The sequence below is a fragment of the Natrinema amylolyticum genome, from assembly GCF_020515625.1.
In the GTDB taxonomy this organism is placed as follows: Archaea; Halobacteriota; Halobacteria; order Halobacteriales; family Natrialbaceae; genus Natrinema; species Natrinema amylolyticum.
On sequence record NZ_JAIWPJ010000001.1, the window covers coordinates 1,579,177 to 1,600,223 of the forward strand.

The following is a 21,047-nucleotide window of genomic DNA, read 5'->3' on the forward strand; positions in this document are numbered from 1 at the left end:
GCCGTCAGTACCCCAGCGAGAGGACGTTGTTCGAGACGATCGTCACCAGCGCGATCGCCATAATTCCCGAGAGGAGGCCGAACGCGACCGTCCAGCCGAACAGGTCGGCGGCCGTACCGATGGCGACGCTCCCCGTTGCGCCGAGTAGCATGTAAGCGGTCCGGACGAGTCCGAAACCGAGGCCGCGTTCGGACGACGACAGTACGTCCATGAACCGCGACTGCAACGGGGCACCCCAGGTCATCGCGACGCCGACGCAGGCGACTCCGGCGATCGCCGCCGCCAGTCCGTCACCGGTGACAAGCACCGCGAAGCCGACCAGTCCCGCCGTCATCGTGACCGCGGCGGCGGCGTCGCGCGAGTAGCGATCGGACAGCGAGCCGATCAGCGGCTGCACGCCCCCGTTGACGAGGAAGTACAGCGAGAACAGGAGGCCGGCCGTCGTCCGCGGGAGACCGTAGCCGACCGCGAGAAACGTCGGGAGAAACGACGCCGTGGCCTGCCAGGTGAAGGCACCCATCGCACAGAGCGCGGTCGTGTAGGCCACGCTGGGCCGGGTCAACAACTGCGAGAGGAGGGACGGGTCGACCTGGTCGCGCATCCGCCGATCGGGATAGCGCGGCTCCGTCGGACGGGTCCGGAGGTAAAACAGGGCGACGATCGGAATTCCGACGGCGGTCCCGACGGCGATCGCCGCGCGCCAGCCGTATCGGTCGGCGGCGAGCGCCGCGAGCACCGGCGCGGCGAGGCCGGCGATCGGCGCGCCGGAGACGTGGATCCCGATCGCGCGTCCCGTCCGATCGAACAGCCGAGTCAGGAACGTCGTCGCGACGCTGTAGTGGAGACCGGCCGCTCCGCCGAGGACGATCGCGAAGAGCAAGAAGGCGACGTAGGTCGGCGACAGCGCGAGCAAGGCGCTCGCGACCGCCGTGCCACCGATCGCGGTCAAGATGATCCGCCGCTCCCCGAACCGATCGCCGAGCAGTCCGCTCGGAAACTGCGAGAGCGCGTAGGCGGCCCACATGCCCGAGAGCGCCAGTCCGACCGCACCGGTGCTGACCGAGAACGTCTCGACGATGTCGGGAACGACCGGACTGATCACCAGCCGCGCGGTCACCGTCACGAAGAACGCGAACGTACAGAGAACGAGAACCGTATTCCTGTATGACCAGTTCACTGAGAGACCGTTCGACGAGCGACCGAAAAGCGGTTTCGATAGCGGCCGTCCACCGCGATGAGAGTCTATCGCGACGCGTACTACTAAGTGAATTCCGGCCGGTCTATGACGCATGTACCGGATCGTTATCCCGGTCGACCCCGACGAAGAGCGGGCGATGGAGGCCGCGGACTACGTAGCCGGACTCCTCGAGGACGGACCGGTCGAGAGCCCGGACGAACTCGCCGTGACGGTGCTCAACGTGTTCGAGGAGTTCTCGGCCGTCGACGATGGCGTCCGCGTCACCTCCGACGAACTGTTCGATCCCGACGACGTCCCCGAGTCGGTCGACGCCGTCCGTGACGCGCTCGAGGCCGCCGGCATCGACGTCGACGTCGTCCGCCGCCACGGCGAACCCGCCGAAGAGATCGTCGACTACGCCGACTCCGTCGACGCGGATACGATCGTCCTCCCGACCCGCGAGCGATCGCCGGTCGGCAAAGCGGTCTTCGGAAGCGTCACGCAGCAGGTGATGCTCGAGACCGATCGCCCCGTGACGGTCCTCTGAGGATCAACCGACCGCCGGTCAGTTCCCGTCTCCCCCGGCCAGTGGACGGCGGTATAGAAATATGTGATATCATAGTAGTGCATAGAACAGTAAAATAGTACTCATATATAGCCCCACATCTGACAGTATCTATTAATACGCACTTATCAACCGTACTACGGCACTTATTCGCTGTTTTCCCTTTCTCATGCAGTTGCCACCCCTACCAAAAATATAATTTCCCCAATACGCCGTAAAACGCCCTTTTGAGCCCTAATACGAGACTACTCCTAATCTACTCCACATTCACGACGATATTCATTCATATTCTATATGGGTATCTATGTAATCGTATAGTATCGGCTTCGGTCACGGGTGAGCGGTCGTTCGCAGTCGGACTCGAGTCACCGGTATGCTCGAGTCCGATCGATCAGACTCGATTCGCACACCGAACGGAGACCGGATCGTGCCCACATTTAAATACCAATTCCGTCATACACGGTGACGTACGACCGATGACCACCACGCCGCCCGCGCTCGACGGAACCTGTAAGCTCCTCCCCTCCCCCCTACCGGGCAACGACGTGTTCGCGACGATCGCCGCGGAGTACGCCGCTCTCGCCGCGGAACACGGCCCGCGGAACGTCCTAGTCCTGAAACGGCATCCGGCGGGTCTCGAGGCCCTGACCGAGGCGGTAGCGGACGCCGACCTCGAGCGGGCCGGCGACGATCCCCGTTCACCTCGAATCGAGTCGCTACCGGAACACGCCTCGAAGACCATCGAGGAGTACGATCCGACGCTCTCCCGCCTCGAGTACGAGGAGCGTATCGAGCTCATCTCGCTCGTGATCGACGGCGCGAGCCGGTCGGTGCCCGACTACCTCGAGCGCGCGGCCGACCACGAGAGCTTCGCGCGCGACGTCGGGCAACTGCTGCTCGCCGCGACCCGCCAGCGGCTCCGACTCGACGACCTCGACTCGCCCCACGACTGTCTGGCCTTTCTCTACGCGATGAACGACCGGTTCCACGCGGAACTCGACGATCGGGGCTACGTCGAGCGGGCGGACGTGATCCCGCAGGCGGTCGACCTGCTCGAGGCGAACGCGGACGGACTGCGAACCCGCGTGACCGACTCCTTCGACGCCGTCCTCGCCGTCGAGTTCGAGGAGTACCGCCGACTCGACCGCCGGTACCTCGCGGCGCTTTCGGGGGACGCCGACCTCGTCTGTCTCGGCGAGCGCCACGCCAGCGTCGAACGTACCCGGGTCGAACCGGGTCGCGTCGAGGATTTGGCGAGGGACGCGGGCCTCGAGATCGAGCCGCTCGAGCCCGCGTCCGATCGCGAACCGGCCGACGAACCGCCACATCGACCGATCACGCGGTTCCTCGCGACGGGCGAATCGCCGGACGAACGCGTCGACGCCGAAGACGGGCTCACAGGGGGAGGACCGGCCGGTCGCGCCCGACGGATCCGCACCGAAACCGCCCGCGAACAGGTCCGGGCGGTCGCGACCGAAATCCAGTCGCTGTCCGACCGCCACGGCTGGTCCGCCGACGAGTTCGCGGTCGCCGTGCCGCGGATCGAACGGGTCCCGGAGACCAGACGCCGACTCCGGGACGCCGGCGTTCCGACGGCGACGATCGGGACCCCATCGCTGGCGGACGATCCCGCCGTGAACGAGCTCTACGCGGTCGTCACGTGCCAGTGCGAACGCGAGCGCGACGGTGACGCCCTCGAGCGGCTCGGTCCCGCTGACCCGGCCCGCGAGTCCCGAGCGTCGAACGACCCGCGAGACGTCTCGCTGAATCGTCTCCGAGCCCGCGTTCCGGACTTTTCACCCGACCTGCTCGCCGAAACCGCCGGGTCGAGCGTTCGCCGCTCGCTCGAGCGCTGGATCCGTCGGACGAACCTGAAGGGGCGAATCGCCCGCGAGGAATCGTGGGTCGACGCCCGCGAGCAGTACGAGGGCGTCGGACGCGTCCTCGAGATCGCCCGGTTCGTCGAGGAGACGGACCTCGTCGGCCCGGACTGGCAGGGGCTGCGCCGGATGCTCCGGCGGACGATCCGGTACGACGCGCCCTACGTTCACGCGGTCGAGACGCGGCCGCCGACCGGCGGCGTCACCGTCTGCGCCGTCGACGACCTGAAGTACGACTCGCGGCGGGCGGTCTTCCTGCTGGACCTGATCGACGAGACCTATCCGGGCGAGCAGTTCCTCACCCAACTGTTCCCGTCGGCGTGGCTTCGCACCATGCCGACCTATCCCGCGGTCACCGACCCGTCGCTCGAGGACATTTCGGAGACGTTCGAGCCGGTCGACGCGACCGCCGTCGGTGACCCCTTCGAGACGTACCACGCCCAGCGGTCCCGTAGGCGGCTCGCGCTCGGTGCGCGCGCGGCCGAGAAGACCCTCTACTGGTGTTCCTACGAGCGCGGTGCCGGCGGCCTCCAGCGGACCTACGACGAGTCGCGGTATCTGAAGCTGCTCGAGTCGACGCCGGGACTTCGCCTCGCAGACGTCGACGCCGCGGCCGACGCGGCGATCCACGGCGAGACGAACGCCGTCGAGGCGCTGCTCGACCAGCCCCGCGGCGAACTCGAGCGGGTGCTCCGAGAGGCCAGCACCGGCGGTGAGGCCGACCTCGGCGAGACCGAGGCGCTGTTCGAGGAGATCGCGGTCGTGCTCGAGGACGGTGATATCGACGACGAACTCGCCGAGGCGGTCCGCTCGCAGTTCGAGTTCGCCGCGGGCGAGGTGGTCCGCGATGACTGACGACGCGACGACCGTTCCCGTGCTCGACGTCGACGGCCTCCGCACCGCGCTCCACTGTCCGCGCCGATACGAGTTCGCCCACGTTCACGGGCTCGAGGGGAGCGACGACGACGCGGTCGACGACCGCGTGGACGTGTTGCGGACCGCCATCTGCGACGCGCTCCGGAGCGGCGAGACGGACCGAGAGGCGCTCGAGTCGGTCGCCGGCGACCGACTCTCGACGTTGTGGAACGACCACGACGAGCCGTTCCACTCCGGGACGCAGCGCCGTCACGAGCGACGGGTGCTCGAGGCGACGCTGTCGGCGTATTTCGAGCGCGTCGGGGCCGACCACGCCGCGGGGATCGAGCGGCTGGACGCCAAGGCGGCTGGCGGCGAACTGATCGGCCCAGGGCTGCCGCTCTCGAGCGCAGTCGACGTGCTCGATGAGACAGTCGAGGCCGAGAGAGCGAGGATCGACGCGACGGTGGACTACGTCTACGGCGACGGCTCGTCGATCGTCGGCGTCCGGTTCGTCCCGACGCTCGCGCCGCTGGGCCGCCTGCGCTACCGGTCCGACTGGGAGGGCGACGTCGCCGAGCTCTTCACCGATCACTTCGACGACGAGTCGACCGCGTTCGAGCCGGACCCGGTCGGCTCGCTCTTCGAGACCGCCGTCGTCCTCGACGGGCTTCGCGGGCTCCGCGACCGGCTCGAGCTCGGCGACCGGACCTGTCGATACGTCCAGATTCCGCTGGCGGAGCGCTCCGGAACGACGGTGAACTGGGTCCGGGACACCGTCGAGACGAGCCTCGAGGTCGTCGATCTGACCGACGTCTACGTCGACCACCACACCTACGGTATGACACACGACCACCGAAACGAGACCGTCGACGACCGACTCGCGAGGATCGCTGCGGGCCTGCTCTCGGGTCCCTTCGATCCGTCCGAGCGCTGGGCACAGATCGCAGAGCACGCCTGTCCGGACTGTGAGTACACCGTCTGCTGTCAGGAGTACATCGCGAAGGAGGTGCGGTTCGATGGGTGACGGCTCGCGACGGGACGACAGCGGAGAGCGACCGCTCGAGCCGGGGGCCGACCCGAACGACGACGAACCCGACGCGGGGGCCGCTGCCGACCTCGCGTCCGCCGCCGAGATCGAACCGAAGGGTAATCAGGAGGCCGTCATCGACAGCCGCGCGGCCTGTACCTCCGTCGACGCGGGGGCCGGTACCGGGAAGACGACGACGATGCTCGTCCGGATCGAGCGCGCCATCGAGCGGGGCGACGTCGATCCCGACGACGTGCTCGTGTTGACGTTCGCGAACGAGGCGGCTGCCAGCATCCGCACGGCGGTCTCCGAGCGGCTCGAGCCCGACGCCGCCGCGGCGATCGACGTCTACACCTACCACTCCTTCTGTTACCGGCTGGTCCGGGAGTACGCCTACTACCTCGGCTACTCGCCGGAGTTCGACGTCGTCACCGAGCGAACGCGTCGCCGGCTCATCGGCCGCCTGCTCGCGGACAACGACTACGACTTCGCAGCCGCGTCGACCCGCAACGACGGCTCGCCGGCCGACCTCGTCGATGCGATCGACCGGTTCATTCAGTCGATGAGCCAGGAGGACATCACGCCCGACGACCTGCAGTCGGGGCTGCCGCCGGTGCGGACCCTCGAGCTCTGCAACGAGTTCGTCCTCTGGCTCGAGCGGACCGCCGGCGAGGAGCTCTCGTTCGACAACGAGGCGCTACGCTACTTCAACCGGGACGAGTACCTCGAGACGGCCCGGGAGTCGCTGGTCGACTACGGCAAGCTCGTCTCCTACTGCCGGGAGAAGATCGCCGAGGCACCGGCGGCCTTCCGCGACGACGACCTAGTGCAGGACGTCGACCGCTATCTCCGAGTGCTCCAGCGGTGCGTCACCGACACGATCGACGCGCTCTCGCTCGACGACCCGACGACGAAACACCTGCCGCGGGCCCTGTTCGGCAACCGGATCTGGGGGACCGCGACGAGCCGGATCGAACAGACCCCCTTCGGGCGGCTGAAACACTACGTCGAGTTCCTCCGACTGGCCCGCCACTACGCCGACGTCTACGCGGATTACCACGACGCGCTCGAGGCCGAAGGGGCGATGGACTTCGACGAACTGGTGCGGACGGCGACCGGCCTGCTAGATGACGAGGCGATCGCCGACGAGATCACCGACCAGTGGACGCAGGTCTACTGCGACGAGTTTCAGGACACCGACGCGACCCAGTTTTCCCTGCTGACCGAACTCACGGACGGCCCCGACCGGCCGGACCTGCTCGCGATCGGCGACAAGGATCAGGCCATCTACGGCTGGCGCGGTACCGACCGCGAGGGGTTAGACCGGCTGGCCGACGCCTACGACGACCACGAGGCGATCGAACTCGAGCTCAACTTCCGCTCGAGACAGGAGATCCTGGACCTGACCAACGCCTGCGATTACGGTCCCCAGTCCTCGAAGACGCTGCGGGAGGACGGTCGGACGGCCGGCACCTACGACGAGGACGAGCCGCCGGATCGGGTCGTCAAAGTCGAGAGCGACGAGGTGCCCCAGTCGACGCCCGAGCAGGTCGCGACGACGGTCTCACGGCTGCTCAACGGCGAGGCCGCGAACGTCCCGCAGCGCTCGCTGGGCGATATCGCGGTCATCGTTCGGACCAACCGCCACGCACAGCGGGTCGCAGACGAACTGCGAGAGTTGCAGATCCCCCACGAGATCTCCGGCTCGCCCCGCGGCGAGATCTCGTCCGGGATTCGGACGGTGCTGTCGTACCTCAGAGTCCTCGTCGAACCGGACGCCGACGCCCACCTCCGGCGCGTGTTGCTCTATCGGTATCGGTTCACCGAGGGCGATCTCGCGACGCTGCAGCGACGGGACGGCTCGCTGTTCGACGCCGTGACGGACGCTGATCCGGCGGCGCTCGACCTCGAGCATCCCGATCGGCTCGAGACGGTCCGCGACCACATCGAGCGACTCGAGCGGCTCCGAGACGTTTACCCCCTCTCGGGGTTCGTCCGCCGGTTCCGGGAGCTCACCCGGATCGAGTGGTTCTGTGCGAGCGAGGAGCGCGCTCAGTTCGACCGCCTCGAGCGGTTCGTCGAGGCCTACGAGTCCGACGGGGTCGTCCAGTCGCTGTCGAGCGAGTTCGTAGACGCGCTAGCACAGACCCTGCGAAGCGGCGGGAGCGACCGGACGCGTGGGACGCGCTCCGAGGACAGCGTCGACGTGATGACGGTCCACCAGGCCAAGGGCCTCGAGTTCGATACCGTCCTCGTTCCCTACCTCTCCGACGAGGAGTGGTGCGTCGACGGCGACTACGTCGAGCGGGCACGCTACCGGCTGCTGGCCGCGACGCTCGACGACGACGTCGGCTCTCCCTTGCTCGCCGATCTCGCGGCCGAGCGGGTCGCAGAGGAGTGGCGGGTGCTCCACGTCGCGCTCACCCGGGCCGAGGAGCACCTGTTCGTGTTCGGTTCCGACTACGAGTACGACGGCGACGACGACGAACTCGCGGCGTCGACGGCCGAGGCCTGCCTGGCGAGCGAGATCGAGTGGTCCGTGACCGGCCAGCGGATGGACCTCTGGTCGTCGCTGACCGAGAGCTTCGAGCAGGTGCGGGAGACCTACCCCGAAACCGTAGTCGATCGCACCGACGAGATCGCCGCCTCGGCGGGCGAGAGCCCGGGAACGATCACCTACTACGCCGACTACGGCGACCGCCCCGTCGAGCCCCTCGAGACCCGCGAGGCGATCGAGACGGTCCACCGGCTGGGCCGGCTGCTCCGCGACGGGACGCTGTTGTCGGCGGCCGATGCCGCGAGCCACGGCTCGCTCGAGGACGGGAGCGGCGACCGATCGGCAGCGGATTCGCCGGCTCGAGTCCCCAGCGGTCGGCGACTCTCCGCGCTGACGACCGACACGGTCCGGTTCCCGGTCGAGACGCTCGCGACGGCGACGGAGCTCCCGGTCGCGATGCGCCACAGCTACTCCGCGATGGACACCCACGAGACCTGCGCCCGGAAGCACTACCTCGATCACGTCGTCCGAGCGATCGACGATCCGCTCGCGGCGGACGCGATGGACGGCACCGCGACCGAGACGAACGGCGGGACGCCCGCGCCGACCGACGACGCAGCGTCGCGACTCGTCGGCACCGTCTTCCACGACGTCGCCGAGGAGGCGTTCCACCGCGAGTACCGCACCCGCGAGGCGTGGCGCGAGGCCGCCGTCCGACAGCTCACCGCGCGAGACCTGCTCGCACACCGGGAGGCCGTCCTCGCCTGCGTCGACCGCTACTTCGCGGCGACCGCACCGGCGGTCGACCGCCCGGTCGCCGACTGGGAGCCCCTGGCCGCGGAACTCCCCTTCTCGCTCGAGGACGTGCCCGGCGTGACGGGAGACGTCGTCGGCTACGTTGACTCGGTCCGGCGGCTTCCCGACGGCGGGCTCGCGGTGCTGGACTACAAGGCCACCGCGGAGCGGATCGACCCCGACGACGCCGCCCAGTTGTCGCTCTACGTCCGCGCCTGCGAGGATCGGTTCGACGAGCCGATCTCGGCCGTCGGCTACGTCTACGTCGGCGATATCGACGGCCCTCGCGTCGACCTCATAGCGCCCGACGACCTCCCGCCGTGGGAGTCCGTGCTCGAGACGCTGGAGGCGGTCGACGAACCGTCGTTCGCGGAGACGACGCCGGGCGACCACTGCCGGCACTGTCCGCACCGCTCGCTGGGCTGTGGACCGGCGGAGTACACGCCCGAAATCGACCGAACGGGTGACGACTGAGGGGGTCAGTGGGGTCTCGCGAATTCGGGATAGGTGAGGAGAACGACTCCTGCAAAGAGCAGCATGAGCGGATCGTACGGGACCGCGAGCGGGCCGTCGACGAGCGTCGAGGCACCGACGAGCGAGAGCGGGATCCCGGCGACGGTCGTCAGCCGGCGTTCCCACGCCAGCACTAGCTCTCGATGCGGCGTTTCGGAATTTCGGAGAAGCTTCCAGACGGCACGGCAGACGAAACCGACGACGATCAGCGACGCGAGACCGTACACGAGTCCGTCGGAAAGGGGCATACCGGCATCGAGCGGTGCGATACCAAGAAACTGAGGGAATGTATGATGACGCCGTCGCCGACCGAAATCACGACGGTCGATCGCTCGCGGCGGGGAGCGTAAACGAGAACGTCGTTCCCTCGCCGGCGTCGGAGCCGGAGTCGACCCAGATGTCGCCGCCGTGGCGCTCGACGATCCGCTCGCACAGCGCGAGGCCGATCCCCGTGCCGTCGTGTTCCTCGCGGGTGTGGAGCCGCTGGAACACCTCGAAGATGCGCTCTCGGTCGTCGGGATCGATCCCGATCCCCTCGTCGCTGACCGAGAGCAGCCACTCCCCGCCGTCGCGCTCGGCGTTGATCCGGACTCGGGGGGGCTCGTCCCCGCTGTACTCGATCGCGTTCGACAGCAGGTTCTGAAACACCTGCCGGAGCTGGTTCGCGTCGCCCTCGACGAGGGGTAACGACTCGCTCGTGATCTCGGCGTCGGTCTCCTCGATCCGGAACTGGAGGTCCGTCAGTACGTCGTCCAGCACGGCGTCCAGATCGGTCGGTTCCAGCGGATCGCCGCGGGTCTCGACTCGCGAGTACTCGAGGAGGCCGTCGATCATCTCGCGCATCCGCTGGGCCCCGTCGACCGCGAACGCGAGGAACTCCTCGCCGTCCTCGTCGAAGGCGTCGCCGTACCGCTGCTCGAGCAGTCGGAGATAGCTCGTGACCATTCGCAGGGGCTCCTGGAGGTCGTGCGAGACGGCGTAGGCGAACTGTTCGAGGCGCTCGTTGGACTCCTCGAGCTTTCGCTGGTACTCCCGGCGTTCCGTGATGTCCTGAACCATGACCATGCCGGCGAAGGTGTCGCCGTCGTCGTCGTCAACCGGCAGCGTATACGCGATCCAGTGGCGGTCGTGAAACTCGATTTCGAACGAGTTGCGTTCGCCCTCGAGTGCAGCCCGGAAATTCGGCTCGAGCTGCGCGGCCAGTTCGTCCGGATACCGCTCCCAGAGGGATTTCCCGACGATCTCCTCCTCTGAGGTGCCGACTTCCTCCAGAACCGCCCCGCCGGCGGCCGTGTACCTGAGATCTTCGTCGAACAGCCCCACTGCACCGTTCGGGAAGTTCTCCACGATGGTCCGATAGCGCCGCTCGGACTCCGCGAGCCGGCGCTGGGCCCGCCGTCGCTCGGTGACGTCGCTCAGCGTGATGACGCCGCGAGTCACCTCGCCGGCCTCGTCCCGGATCGGCATGCCTTCCGCCTCGATGATCCGGCGCTCGTCGTCGAAGGCGTCGATCTCGAAGATATCGGGCTCGGTCACCTCCTCGCCGCGGAGCACCCGGGCCAGCGTCATCTCTTCGGGGTCGGCTCGCTCGCCCGAGTCGGCCCATCGCAGCGAATACTGCTCGTACTCGTCGATGGAGTCGGCGTCGAACACGTCCCCGCCCCAGATGTCGTGTGCGGTATCGTTCGCCGAGACGATCTCACCGTCGGCCTCCGCGACGACGACGCCGACCGGGAGCACCTCGAACAGCGTCTCGAGTTGCTCCTTGTTCCGCTCGAGTTCGCGTTCGCGCTCTATGCGTTCCGTGACATCGCGGACGACGCCGACGCGACCGACCTCGTCGTCCGTCTCGAAGAGGGTAAACCGGGTCACGACCGGGATCTCTCCGTCGGCGGCTCTGACGTGCTCGTCCAGTTCCGCGATGTCGGTCTCGCCTGCGATCATCTCTCGTTGGAGCCGCTCGGCTCGGTCGACTTTCGATTCCGGAAAGACGGTCGAGGCGTGCTCGCCCACCAGCGCCGCCCGGTCGCGGCCCAGCATGTCGGCGAAGGCCTCGTTCACCGTCCGGAACCGGCTGTCGCCGTCGAGCACGTAGACGCCGTCGTCGATCGTCTCTATGATCCGCTCGTACCGCTGTAGTTCGCGCTCGCGCTCCCTACGCTCGGTAACGTCGCGGTCCGAGACGATGATCGAGACCACCTCGCCGTCGTCGTTCGTGACCGGGCGGAAGTACCCGCTGATGGAATACTGCTGGCCGTCCGGACCGACGAGATCCGTCTCGAAGCCCACGTACTCGCCCCGGGCTGCCCGTTCGATCCACTCCCTGACGTCGTCCCGGACGCCGTCGCTCTCGCCCCACCACGGCGTCTCCCAGAACGGTTCGCCCGTCACCGCCTCGAGGTCAGCGTCGACGTACTCCATCGCCGTCCCGTTGATATCGATGACCGTTCCGTCGGGCTCGAGCAGCCCCACGAGGATGTTCGGGTCCTCGAAGACGGCCTCGTACCGACGTTCCTTGCGCTCGAGTTCCCGCTCGCGGGCTCTGCGCTCGGTGACGTCTCGGGAAATCGCGAGGACGTACTCGTCCTCGAGTTCGACGTACGAGGCGTTGATCTCGACGGGATAGGTCGTCCCGTCCTTTCGCCGGTGACGGCCCTCGAACGTGATCGGTCCCTCGGCTCGCAGGTCGTCGACGAAGGACTGCCAAGCGTCCCGGTCGGGAAGCTCGGTCTGGAGGTCGGGGACCGACAGTTCCAAGAGCTCTTCTCGGGAGTAGCCGCGTCGATGACAGGCCGTTTCGTTGACGTCCAGATAGCGGCCGGTGTCCGGATCGACGACGAGCACGCTGTCGGTCGAGTGATCGAGCAGGAGCCGGAACAGTTCGAGCTCCCGTTCCCGTCGTTTCCGCTCGGTGACGTCCTCGATAATCCCCTCGATCTCGACGAGCTCGCCGTCCTCGAAGACGCCGCGACCGTAGTCTCTGACCCACCGCTGCTCGCCGTCGGCGGTCTCGACGCGGTATGTCTCGGAGAAGGTATCGTCATCGGCCATCTCGCGCTGGATCGACTCCCAGACCGGCTGGCGGTCCGCCTGCACCATGACGTCCACGCCCCACTCGACGTCGCCGCGCTCGAGCGCCGCCGGGTCATAGCCCGTGATTCGCTCGCAGGCCTCGCTGATGAACTCCATCGGCCAGCCGCGTTCGTTCTTGCAGCGATAGACCATCCCGGGAACGTTGTCGATCAGCGTCGAGAGCTGCCGCTCGCGCTCCCGGAGTTCCCGTTCCAGCTTCCGGCGTTCGACGATGGCCTCGGCGCGTTTCCGCTCGCTGATGTCCCGGACGATCCCGACCGTCCCGCGAAACTCTCCGTCGTCGGTCAAGAGACTGAAGCGAAGTTCACACGGGATCGTCTCTCCGCTCGCAGTCCGTGCCGTCAACTCGAACGTCTCCTGCTCTCGATCGTCCGTCGTAAGTCGAGTGGAGATCTCCGCCTCGATCCGTTCGGAGTCGGCCTCGTTGAGGACGATCGAAATGTGTTCGCCGAGGAGGGTGTCGCGTTCGTAGCCGGTAATCTCGAGAACGCAATCGTTGACCGCGACGAACTGACCGTCGGAATCGAGCTGGTAGATACCGTCGTCGACGACGTCGACGAGCGTGCGATAACGCTGGAGCGCCTCGGACTCGGTCGTCTCCCCCCAGAAGTTCGGGTCCGAGGCCGCCGACCGTTCGCTCATATCCCCGCACGTGGGGACCGTGACGTATAAATCCGCTCCCGGGAGTGTCGTACTCCGGCCAGTCGCTCGCCGTCACGCGTTCCAGTCGAACCGCTCCGGATCGCGCGCGGCGAGCGCCGTCCGAACCGCGGCGACGTTCTCGGGAACGTCGTGGACCCGAACGAGATCCGCTCCCCGGTCGGCCGCCAGCGCACTGGCCGCGACGGTCGCCTCGAGTCGCTCGCCGGCCTCGCGGCCGACTCGTTCGAACATGGACTTGTGGGAGTGTCCGAAGAGAACCGGACAGCCGAGCGCGTGGAACTCGTCGAGCCGGTCGAGGAGTTCGAAGTTCTCGGCGGCGGATTTCCCGAAGCCGATGCCCGGATCGACGATGATCTGGCTCCGGTCGAGGCCGGCCTTCTCTGCCAACAGGATGCGTTCGGAGAGCTGATCGATCACGTCCGCGACGACGTCGTCGTACTCGACGTCGTGGTCCGGCACGACCGGCGCGTCGATGCTGTGCATCACGACCAGCCCTGCGTCGTGCTCGGCGGCGACGAATCGCATCTCGGGATCCTCGAGCCCCGAGACATCGTTGATAACGTCTGCCCCGGCCTCGAGCGCGGCGTCGGCGACGGCGGCCCTGCGGGTGTCGACAGAAATCAGGGCGTCGAGGTCGGCGATCCGTTCGATCACGGGCACGACCCGCTCGAGTTCCTCGTCGACCGAGACGGGAGCCGCACCCGGCCGGGTCGACTCCCCACCGATGTCGATCACGTCGGCGTCGTTCTCGATCATCGCCTCGGCGCGGGCCACGGCGTCCTCGAGGGCGTCGTACTCGCCGCCGTCGTGGAAGCTGTCGGGCGTGACGTTCAGGATCCCCATCACGGCCGTCCGATCCGTCCAGGGGTAGTCCGGGCCGCTCGAGTCGGCCGTCGTCCGACCGACTGCGTGCGGACGGCCGGCGGACTGCGCCGGGCTCGTCGCGTCGCCGTCGGTTTCGCCGTCGATATTTGTATCGTCCGCAACGCCGACGCCGGCCTCGGCGTCGAGCGCGAGCGTGTCCCGCAACTCCCGGGCGACGTCGGTCAGTCCGTGGGGCCGCGAGCGGCTCTCGAGGGCATCGACGAGCGACTCGAACTGGGCGAGCGTACCCATCAACACGGCGTCGACGGCCTCGTCGTCTCGCTCGAGGCCGGAGAGGGCACACTCCCCGCCCAGCCGCAGCAGTTCCTCCTTCAGGACGGTCGCCTGTCGGTCCCGGAGCGCCGTCCTGACGACCCGGTGGACGGCGTCGCCGTCCAGTCGCTCGACGTCGCCCGCGGCGACGTTCGCCTCCGCGAGCGCGTCGCGAGCGTCCGAGCGGTCGCGAATCCGCTTGGGAACGTCGGTGCGAGTCCACCTCGAGCGGGCCTCCGCGACCGCGAACAGCGAGCCGGTGACGAGCACGCAGTCGTCGCGCTCGGCGCCGGCGAGGGCGGTCGCGAGCGCGTCCGGGACCGCGGTCTCGGTGCGGACGGTACCGACGCCGGCGTCCGCGAAGACGTCGGCGAGGACCGCCCGATCCTCGGCCCGGTCGAGGGTCGGTTCGGTCGCGACGACGGTGTCCGGCGTCGGCAGCGCGGCGGCCATCTCGCGGTGGTCCTTGTCGTGCATCGCGCCGAAGACGAGGTGGAGGTCGTCGTACTCGTACGTCCCGAGCGTCTCGGCGAGCCCCTCGCAGGCGCCCGGATTGTGCGCGCCGTCGAGGACGGTCAGCGGGTCGGTGTCGAGCACTTCGAACCGGCCCGGCCAGTGTGCGCTCCGCAGTCCGCGCTCGAGGTCCGTCTCCGAGATGTCGCCGATCTGTCTGGCGAGGACGGCGGCGATGCCGGCGTTCGAAGCCTGATGCTCGCCGAGCAGCGGAATCCGCGTCTCGAGGTCCCACTCCGCGGCGTCGACCGAGACGGCGGCCTCGGTGTGGTTCGTCCGGCCGCCGTAGGCGACCCGAACGTCCGGATTCGAAGCGGTCCCGTCGCCGTCGCCACCGTCGTCTGCCCCGCTAGCAGCGGCGTCCGGTGCCGGACCGACCGTGACGACGTCGCCGGCGACGTCGCGGATCGCCTCGAGCGGGCTCCCGGTGACGCCCGTGACCAGCGGCGCGCCGGCCGGGGCGACGTGGGCCTTGTCGCGGGCGATCTCCTCGACGGTATCGCCGAGGATTCCCGTGTGCTCTAAGGTCACGCTCGTCACCGCGCTGGCGATCGGATCGACGACGCTCGTGGCGTCGTACTTGCCGCCGATACCGACCTCGAGGACGGCGATATCGACGTCCTCGCGGCCGAACTGCCAGATCGCCATCGCGGTCATCGTCTCGAAGAAGGTCGGGGACTCGCCGTCCGCGCCGCGTTCGGTGATATACTCGCGAGCGGCGTCGACGTAGTCACAGACCGCGGCCCGCGACATCTTCCGGCCGTCGACGCGGACGCGCTCGCGGAGGTCCTCGAGGTGCGGCGAGGTGTAGAGGCCGACGGAGTAGCCCGCCTCGCGCAGCGTCCGCTCGAGCATTCGGGCCGTGCTCCCCTTCCCGTTGGAGCCGGCGATCTGGACGAAGTCGACGGTTTCGTGCGGGTTCTCGAGGTGGGCCAGCAGCCGGGCCGTCGACTCGGTGCCCGGCTTCGGGCGGAACCGCCGCAGATCGAAGAGGAAGTCCGCCGCCTCGTGATACTCCATACGGAACCAGAGTGCCCGATCGTTTTAGAGTATTCCGTTCCGGTACCGCTCGGGTCGCTCTCCCGGCCGGTACGCGGCGACTCCGTCGGGGCGACGAGGGACGATCGGTCTCCCCAACATATTCGGGGGAAGATCGACCCTGGCGAGGGCCGTCGTTCCGGATACGTCTAGGCGAACCTAAATCGCCTGGCGCATACTACCTATGCCAGCGACCGATTTTGACACCGAACGGACGTACGACGAGGATCGATTCAGCACGCAACCTGTCTTCCAGAGCGACCGGATGAAGGTCGTCCTCGGCTACTTCGAGCCGGGGCAGTTCATCCCGGTCCACGCGCCCGGCAGCGACGTCGCGATCTGCGTTCGCGCCGGAACCGGCGTCGTCCGAGAGGGGGAGACCGAACACGTCGTCGGGCCGGACGACGTGGTCGTCATTGAAGCCGACGTCGACCGGGGGATCCAGGCCGACGACGACGGTCGGCTCGAGGCCCTGCTCACGACGAGTCCGCCGCCGACCGACGCAGAGCACGCGCCCGTTCGAGAGGGACTCCGGCGCGGCGTCTTCGATCCCTGACTCGAGACGCGATACTCGCGGGGGTAGCGACTGGGCTCGAGCGGTGCGACCGGCGAACTTACGTCCCGCGGGGCCTCGTCGGAGGCCGGAAGAACAGGCCGTCGAGCAAGGCGAGAGCGGCGATGACGACGCCGGCGAGAAGCGTCGCCTTACCGGAGAGATCGAAGATGCGACCGGCGATCCCGGCGACCGCGAAGGCCGTCGGGATCAGTCCGAGCAGGAGATCGTATCGATCGATCGTCGAACCGTACTCGGCGAGTCGAGAACCCGTCTCGATTCCGGTGCTATCTCTCAGTCCCATCGATTCTCACCACCCGACAGGAGCTATGACCGCGCCCCACTAAAAATATACGGAAACGAAGCCCGCAAAACGCAGCTACGCCACCATCCGACGATCTTATCGAGTGTCACCGCTCATAACGGCTCGCCGGCGCATCACTCCGCGGCCCGCTCTCTCGCCAGTCCGTCCTCGTCGGGTTCGCGAGTGATCTCGAGGAAGGCGTCCTCTAAGCTGCGGGCGTCGCCGGTCTCGACACGGGACTTGAGCGTCGCGGGATCGCCCTCGGCGACGAGTTCGCCGTCGTGGAGGACGCCGATTTCGTCGGCCAGTTCGTCGACGACGGGAAGGATGTGCGTCGAGAGGAAGATCGTCATTTCCCGGTCGGCGAGTTCGGCGATGGTGTCCCGCATCGTCCGGGCGGCGCGGGGATCGAGCCCGCTCGTCGGTTCGTCGAGGAAGGCCACTGCCGGCTCGTGGAGGACCGCCTGAATGACGCCGACCTTCTGGCGCATCCCTTTCGAGTAGTCCTCGATGCGCTTGTTCGCGTCCGCGAGCAGGTCGAACCGCTCGAGTAGCGACTCGATGCGCTCGCCGGCCGCGTTCTCCGGCATATCTCGGAGACCGGCGGCGTGCTCGAGCTGTTCCCGGCCGGTCAACTCGTCGTAGATCGGCGGCTCCTCGGGAAGATAGCCGATATGAGGGGTGACGGACTCCCGGTCCGCGATAGAGTGGCCGGCGACGCGGGCCGTCCCGGCGGTCGGCTTCGTCAGGGTCGTCAGCATCCGCATCGTGGTCGTCTTCCCCGCGCCGTTGGGGCCGAGGAAGCCGTAGACCGTCCCGCGCTCGACGGCCATCGTCAGCTCCGAGACGGCGACCGTCTCGCCGTAGCGTTTCGTCAGTCCCTCGGTTTCGATAGCGGCGGCGCCGACAGAGCTCATACGGTTCCTTTCGCGGCGATATAATTAAATGTGTGTCACGTCCAGCGGTCGAGCCGACGCGATCCGAATGACAAAAAACCAAACTAATTACTGGCAGCGCGATGCGGTTACACGTATGATGTCGGTTCGTTCCCGGTCCCTGCATTCGAAACGAGGTGATCGCTGATGGCAGCCGTTGCGCTCTCCATCACCAGAACAGAGGTCCGGCGAACGGTTCGTGCGGTCGCCGGCGATCGAACGAAACTGCTCATGATGGCGGTGGTCGCGCTGTTCGCGCTCGGTCCGGTCACGGCCGTCGGACTGCTGATCGTTCCGGAACTCGGCGAGGAGGCCGCCGCCGGATCGCTCTCCGCGGCCGACGCCGCGACGGTGATCGAGTTCGTCACCGGCGGCACGGCGGTCCTGTGGCTGTTTCTGGTCCTCATGGCGATCATGCGAACGGTCACGGCCGTCGCCAAGGTCGATAAACCGGCGTTTCTCCTGCTCTCGACTACGGTTCGGAACTCCGTCATCGGGGTCGTCGCCGCGGAAATCGCGCTCTTCGCGATTTGGCTGGTACCGCCGACGGTCCTCTTCGCGGCCGCGTTCGCCTCCGGTTCGGGAACGGTGCTTCCGGTACTCGTCGCGCCGCTGCTGATCGCCCTGCTCCTGTGTACCGCCGTCCCCGTCGGGTTCACCGTCGGCGTCTGGATCCGACATCTGATCACCGTCTACGAGCCGGTTGCCCGGTATCGAACGCTGCTGTTCGCCGCGTTCTGGGTCGTCTACTTCGGCGCAATTGCGACTGGCGGGCTCAACACGGTCATGGGAACGCTGTTCTCCGCGTTACAGGCCAGCCCGCTCGGATGGCCGGGCCACCTGCTGGTAGCCGGAATCCCAGGTGTCGATCCGTCCGCGACCGGAATCGCGGCCGCGATCGGGGGCTCGCTCCTCGTCGCTGGCCTCGCGATCGCGGTCGCGATTCCCTCCGCAGAGCGCCACTGGTTCGCCGACCCGGCCCGGACTCAGGACGAGGAAGTCGACGAGACGACGTCGTCAGATCGGCTCGCTGGCCTCCTCTCCGGGACGCTCTCGCGGCCGGTCCGAACGGTGACGGTGACAGCGATCCGCCGAACGAAACGCGCCCCCATTCGATTGGTGTACGTCGGCTACCCGCTGCTGGGTGCGCTCGGGTTCGTCCGACAGATCGTCGAACTGGGGACGATACCACCGTTCATGGCCGTCCTCTTCTCCCTGTACATCGTCTGGGCGGCCGGCGCGCTGTTCACGCTGAACCCGCTCGGCGATCTCGGACCGGCGCTGCCCGCCGTCGTCACGTCGACGCTCACCGGGAAACAGGCGATTCGGGGACGAATCATCGCCGGTGCGCTCGTCGCCGTCCCTGCGGCGCTGTGTCTCTCGCTCGCGATGGGGCTCGTCAGCCCGCTCTCGCTCGAGCGGACCGCCGCCCTGGTCGCCGGAACCGTCGTTGGCACGGTCGCCACGCCGGCGCTGGCGACCGGGATCGGTTCGGCGTTTCCCCGCTTCGGTAGCGTCAACGTCACCAACAACCGCGAGGCCGTGATGCCGAGCAAGACCGCGTTCGTCGTCTACACGCTCGCGATCGCGCTCCCAGCGGTCGCCGCCGTCGTGTTGTACCTCGAGGCACCGGAACTGATCGCCGACCTGATCGCGTCGACCGCGACCGTCACGCCGCTTCCCGACCTCTCGATCTCCGCTCAAGCGATCACCGTCGGCGCGTGGATCGTCCTGATCGTCGGCCTGATCGCCCCACCGGTCTCCTATCGCTATGCGGTCGAGCGGTTCGACTGGTACGATTTCGAGTGAGTCGATCGCAGTTCGCTGCTGCAGCGAGGACGTGCCGTGCGAGGCGAGACGTCGAACCGCGTCACCCGCGGGCGTGCTGATCCGGACACGGGAATTTCCGCCCCGAACGGCGCGAGGAACGTGTCAGTATCGATGCAGAGACGCTACACTGTTCGAGGCCGTTTACGGAGCATGGAACTGAATCACGTGCGAAGAGGGACGGGCGAGCCGTTACTCCTCGTCCACGGACTGGGCGGAAGCTGGCGGACGTGGCAGCCAGTGCTCGAGTCGCTGGCCGCCGAGCGCGAGGTGATCGCCGTGGACCTTCCCGGCCACGGTGAAACGCCGCCGCTGCCCGGCGAGTCGTCCGTCGATACGCTCGCCGACGCCGTCGGTTCGTTTCTGACGGCCCGCGACCTCGAGGGCGTCGACGTGGTCGGGAACTCGATGGGCGGACGGCTCGTGCTCGAACTGGCGCGCCGGGGCGAGGTCGGCGCGACCGTCGCCCTCGATCCCGGCGGGTTCTGGGCGGGCTGGGAGCGGTACTTCTTCTACGCGACCCTCGCCCCGTCGATCCGTCTCGTTCGCCTGCTCCAGCCCGTGATGGGGCGGCTCATGGACAGCGCCGCGGGTCGCACACTGTTGCTGGCCCAGCTCTCGGCACGCCCCTGGGAGTTGCCCGCCGACGTCGCACTCGAGGAGATGCGGACCTTCGCGGACTCGCCGTCCTTCGACGAACTCCTTCGTCGATTAGCGTTCGGACCCGGTCAGGAGGGGACGGACTCCACCCCGGGACCGGTCGTGATCGGCTGGGGCCGGAAGGACCGGGTCACCCTCCCGCGGCAGGCGAAACGCGCGCTGAAGCGGTTTCCCGACGCGCAACTGTACTGGTTCGAGGGGAGCGGCCACTATCCCCACTGGGACGCCCCGGAAGAGGCGACGCAGTTGATCCTCGCGTGTACCGGAGAGACGGCGGTAACGGCCCGGGAGTAGGGACCGACGCGTGCGAGCGCTTCCGACTCGTACGCCGTGCCCGCTCGAGTCGAGGGGGCCGTCGACCCGACCCTTTATTCGATCGGCGGCGAAATCCGACGATCGATGCCACGACTGTGGCGGCTGACGCGCAACCGGTACGGCCGCGCCGCCTACGACGCGCTCGCACGGGTAGGGATCACGGCGACGGTGATGGACGAGTACGTCGCGACGCTCACCGAAGATCAGTTCGACGCGCCCGCGTCGAACGGCGAGCGATCGTACGCGATCGACGTCTGCGAACCGGCGCGGGTCGCGTCGCTCGACGCGCCGGTGGACGAACTCGAGCCCGACGAACGGATCGTCGCCGCGCTCGAGGACGGGCGAGCGCGAGGGTATCTCTTTCTCTCGGTGGATACCGCCCACGAGATCGGCCCCCTCGAGCGGACGCTCGCGTTCGACGGCGCTTACGTCAGACGCGTCTTCGTCGATCCGGCGCACCGAAACCGCGGTATCGCGACGGCAATGGTCGCCGAGGCCTGTCGACGGGCGCGCGAACGTGGCGCGCGGCGGGCCACTGCACTCGTCGCCGTCGATAACGCACCGTCGCGCGCGTTGTTCGAACGCCACGGCTTCGAACCGCGCCGCCGTCGGCGCTACGTCAGGGTCGGTCCGTTCTCCCATCGGGCGACTCGAGCGGTCTGATCCCGATCTCGATCGATCCCGCTCGCCGCGTATC

14 protein-coding genes are annotated in these 21,047 nt (G+C 67.8%); 8 read left to right on the forward strand and 6 right to left on the reverse strand.

Annotated elements, in window-relative coordinates; genetic code table 11:
- Positions 1 to 4: 4 nt before the first annotated feature.
- A complete protein-coding gene (locus LDH66_RS07790; protein WP_226480485.1) occupies positions 5 to 1,177 on the reverse strand; it encodes an MFS transporter in 1,173 nt (390 codons plus the stop codon).
- 112 nt (positions 1,178 to 1,289) lie between these two features.
- Between LDH66_RS07790 and LDH66_RS07795 the strand changes: the two genes are divergently transcribed.
- The 4 genes from LDH66_RS07795 to LDH66_RS07810 all read left to right on the forward strand — a co-directional run bounded on the left by LDH66_RS07795 (position 1,290) and on the right by LDH66_RS07810 (position 9,273).
- Positions 1,290 to 1,724, forward strand: coding sequence for a universal stress protein (locus LDH66_RS07795; RefSeq protein WP_226480486.1), 435 nt, complete (start codon positions 1,290 to 1,292; stop codon positions 1,722 to 1,724).
- 494 nt (positions 1,725 to 2,218) lie between these two features.
- Positions 2,219 to 4,477, forward strand: coding sequence for a hypothetical protein (locus LDH66_RS07800; protein WP_226480487.1), 2,259 nt, complete (start codon positions 2,219 to 2,221; stop codon positions 4,475 to 4,477).
- Positions 4,470 to 5,504: a PD-(D/E)XK nuclease family protein gene (locus LDH66_RS07805; protein ID WP_226480488.1), complete on the forward strand. Its 1,035-nt coding sequence runs from the start codon at positions 4,470 to 4,472 to the stop codon at positions 5,502 to 5,504. Before LDH66_RS07800 ends, LDH66_RS07805 begins: the two co-directional genes overlap by 8 nt.
- Positions 5,497 to 9,273: a UvrD-helicase domain-containing protein gene (locus LDH66_RS07810; RefSeq protein ID WP_226480489.1), complete on the forward strand. Its 3,777-nt coding sequence runs from the start codon at positions 5,497 to 5,499 to the stop codon at positions 9,271 to 9,273. Before LDH66_RS07805 ends, LDH66_RS07810 begins: the two co-directional genes overlap by 8 nt.
- Positions 9,274 to 9,278: 5 nt before the next feature.
- Here the strand turns inward: LDH66_RS07810 and LDH66_RS07815 are convergent, their stop codons facing one another.
- The 3 genes from LDH66_RS07815 to folP form a co-directional block, all read right to left on the reverse strand.
- Positions 9,279 to 9,560 carry a hypothetical protein gene (locus LDH66_RS07815; protein WP_226480490.1) on the reverse strand — a complete coding sequence of 94 codons (282 nt, stop codon included), beginning with the start codon at positions 9,558 to 9,560 and terminating at the stop codon, positions 9,279 to 9,281.
- Positions 9,561 to 9,627: 67 nt separating this feature from the next.
- A complete protein-coding gene (locus tag LDH66_RS07820) occupies positions 9,628 to 13,047 on the reverse strand; it encodes a PAS domain S-box protein (RefSeq protein WP_226480491.1) in 3,420 nt (1,139 codons plus the stop codon).
- A 72-nt stretch (positions 13,048 to 13,119) separates the two neighbouring features.
- A complete protein-coding gene (gene folP / locus LDH66_RS07825) occupies positions 13,120 to 15,738 on the reverse strand; it encodes a dihydropteroate synthase (RefSeq protein WP_226480492.1) in 2,619 nt (872 codons plus the stop codon).
- A gap of 202 nt (positions 15,739 to 15,940) precedes the next feature.
- On the opposite strand from folP, the gene LDH66_RS07830 reads away from it, so the two are divergent.
- Positions 15,941 to 16,312: a cupin domain-containing protein gene (locus LDH66_RS07830; protein ID WP_226480493.1), complete on the forward strand. Its 372-nt coding sequence runs from the start codon at positions 15,941 to 15,943 to the stop codon at positions 16,310 to 16,312.
- A gap of 58 nt (positions 16,313 to 16,370) precedes the next feature.
- Here the strand turns inward: LDH66_RS07830 and LDH66_RS07835 are convergent, their stop codons facing one another.
- The gene (locus tag LDH66_RS07835) at positions 16,371 to 16,613 is read right to left on the reverse strand and encodes a DUF8015 family protein (RefSeq protein ID WP_226480494.1); all 243 of its coding nucleotides are present in this window, start codon (positions 16,611 to 16,613) and stop codon (positions 16,371 to 16,373) included.
- Between the two features lie 134 nt (positions 16,614 to 16,747).
- Positions 16,748 to 17,530 (reverse strand): ABC transporter ATP-binding protein, encoded by a 783-nt coding sequence (locus LDH66_RS07840; RefSeq protein WP_226480495.1) that lies wholly within the window; start codon positions 17,528 to 17,530, stop codon positions 16,748 to 16,750.
- 165 nt (positions 17,531 to 17,695) lie between these two features.
- On the opposite strand from LDH66_RS07840, the gene LDH66_RS07845 reads away from it, so the two are divergent.
- The 3 genes from LDH66_RS07845 to LDH66_RS07855 all read left to right on the forward strand — a co-directional run bounded on the left by LDH66_RS07845 (position 17,696) and on the right by LDH66_RS07855 (position 21,013).
- On the forward strand, positions 17,696 to 19,357 hold the full coding sequence (locus LDH66_RS07845) for a hypothetical protein (protein ID WP_226480496.1): 1,662 nt from the start codon (positions 17,696 to 17,698) through the stop codon (positions 19,355 to 19,357).
- A 171-nt stretch (positions 19,358 to 19,528) separates the two neighbouring features.
- Positions 19,529 to 20,329 (forward strand): alpha/beta fold hydrolase, encoded by an 801-nt coding sequence (locus LDH66_RS07850; protein WP_226480497.1) that lies wholly within the window; start codon positions 19,529 to 19,531, stop codon positions 20,327 to 20,329.
- 105 nt (positions 20,330 to 20,434) lie between these two features.
- Complete coding sequence (locus LDH66_RS07855) at positions 20,435 to 21,013, forward strand: GNAT family N-acetyltransferase (RefSeq protein WP_226480498.1); 579 nt, start codon at positions 20,435 to 20,437, stop codon at positions 21,011 to 21,013.
- Positions 21,014 to 21,047: the final 34 nt, after the last annotated feature.

Bases quoted from the DNA above. Each gene is read 5' to 3' on its own strand.
- LDH66_RS07800 (WP_226480487.1), top strand. From the start codon at position 2,219: ATGACCACCACGCCGCCCGCGCTCGACGGAACCTGTAAGCTCCTCCCC.
- LDH66_RS07835 (WP_226480494.1), bottom strand. From the start codon at position 16,613: ATGGGACTGAGAGATAGCACCGGAATCGAGACGGGTTCTCGACTCGCC.
- LDH66_RS07845 (WP_226480496.1), top strand. From the start codon at position 17,696: ATGGCAGCCGTTGCGCTCTCCATCACCAGAACAGAGGTCCGGCGAACG.
- LDH66_RS07850 (WP_226480497.1), top strand. From the start codon at position 19,529: ATGGAACTGAATCACGTGCGAAGAGGGACGGGCGAGCCGTTACTCCTC.
- LDH66_RS07795 (WP_226480486.1), top strand. From the start codon at position 1,290: ATGTACCGGATCGTTATCCCGGTCGACCCCGACGAAGAGCGGGCGATG.
- LDH66_RS07830 (WP_226480493.1), top strand. From the start codon at position 15,941: ATGCCAGCGACCGATTTTGACACCGAACGGACGTACGACGAGGATCGA.
- LDH66_RS07855 (WP_226480498.1), top strand. From the start codon at position 20,435: ATGCCACGACTGTGGCGGCTGACGCGCAACCGGTACGGCCGCGCCGCC.
- LDH66_RS07820 (WP_226480491.1), bottom strand. From the start codon at position 13,047: ATGAGCGAACGGTCGGCGGCCTCGGACCCGAACTTCTGGGGGGAGACG.
- LDH66_RS07805 (WP_226480488.1), top strand. From the start codon at position 4,470: ATGACTGACGACGCGACGACCGTTCCCGTGCTCGACGTCGACGGCCTC.
- LDH66_RS07810 (WP_226480489.1), top strand. From the start codon at position 5,497: ATGGGTGACGGCTCGCGACGGGACGACAGCGGAGAGCGACCGCTCGAG.
- LDH66_RS07840 (WP_226480495.1), bottom strand. From the start codon at position 17,530: ATGAGCTCTGTCGGCGCCGCCGCTATCGAAACCGAGGGACTGACGAAA.
- LDH66_RS07815 (WP_226480490.1), bottom strand. From the start codon at position 9,560: ATGCCCCTTTCCGACGGACTCGTGTACGGTCTCGCGTCGCTGATCGTC.
- folP (WP_226480492.1), bottom strand. From the start codon at position 15,738: ATGGAGTATCACGAGGCGGCGGACTTCCTCTTCGATCTGCGGCGGTTC.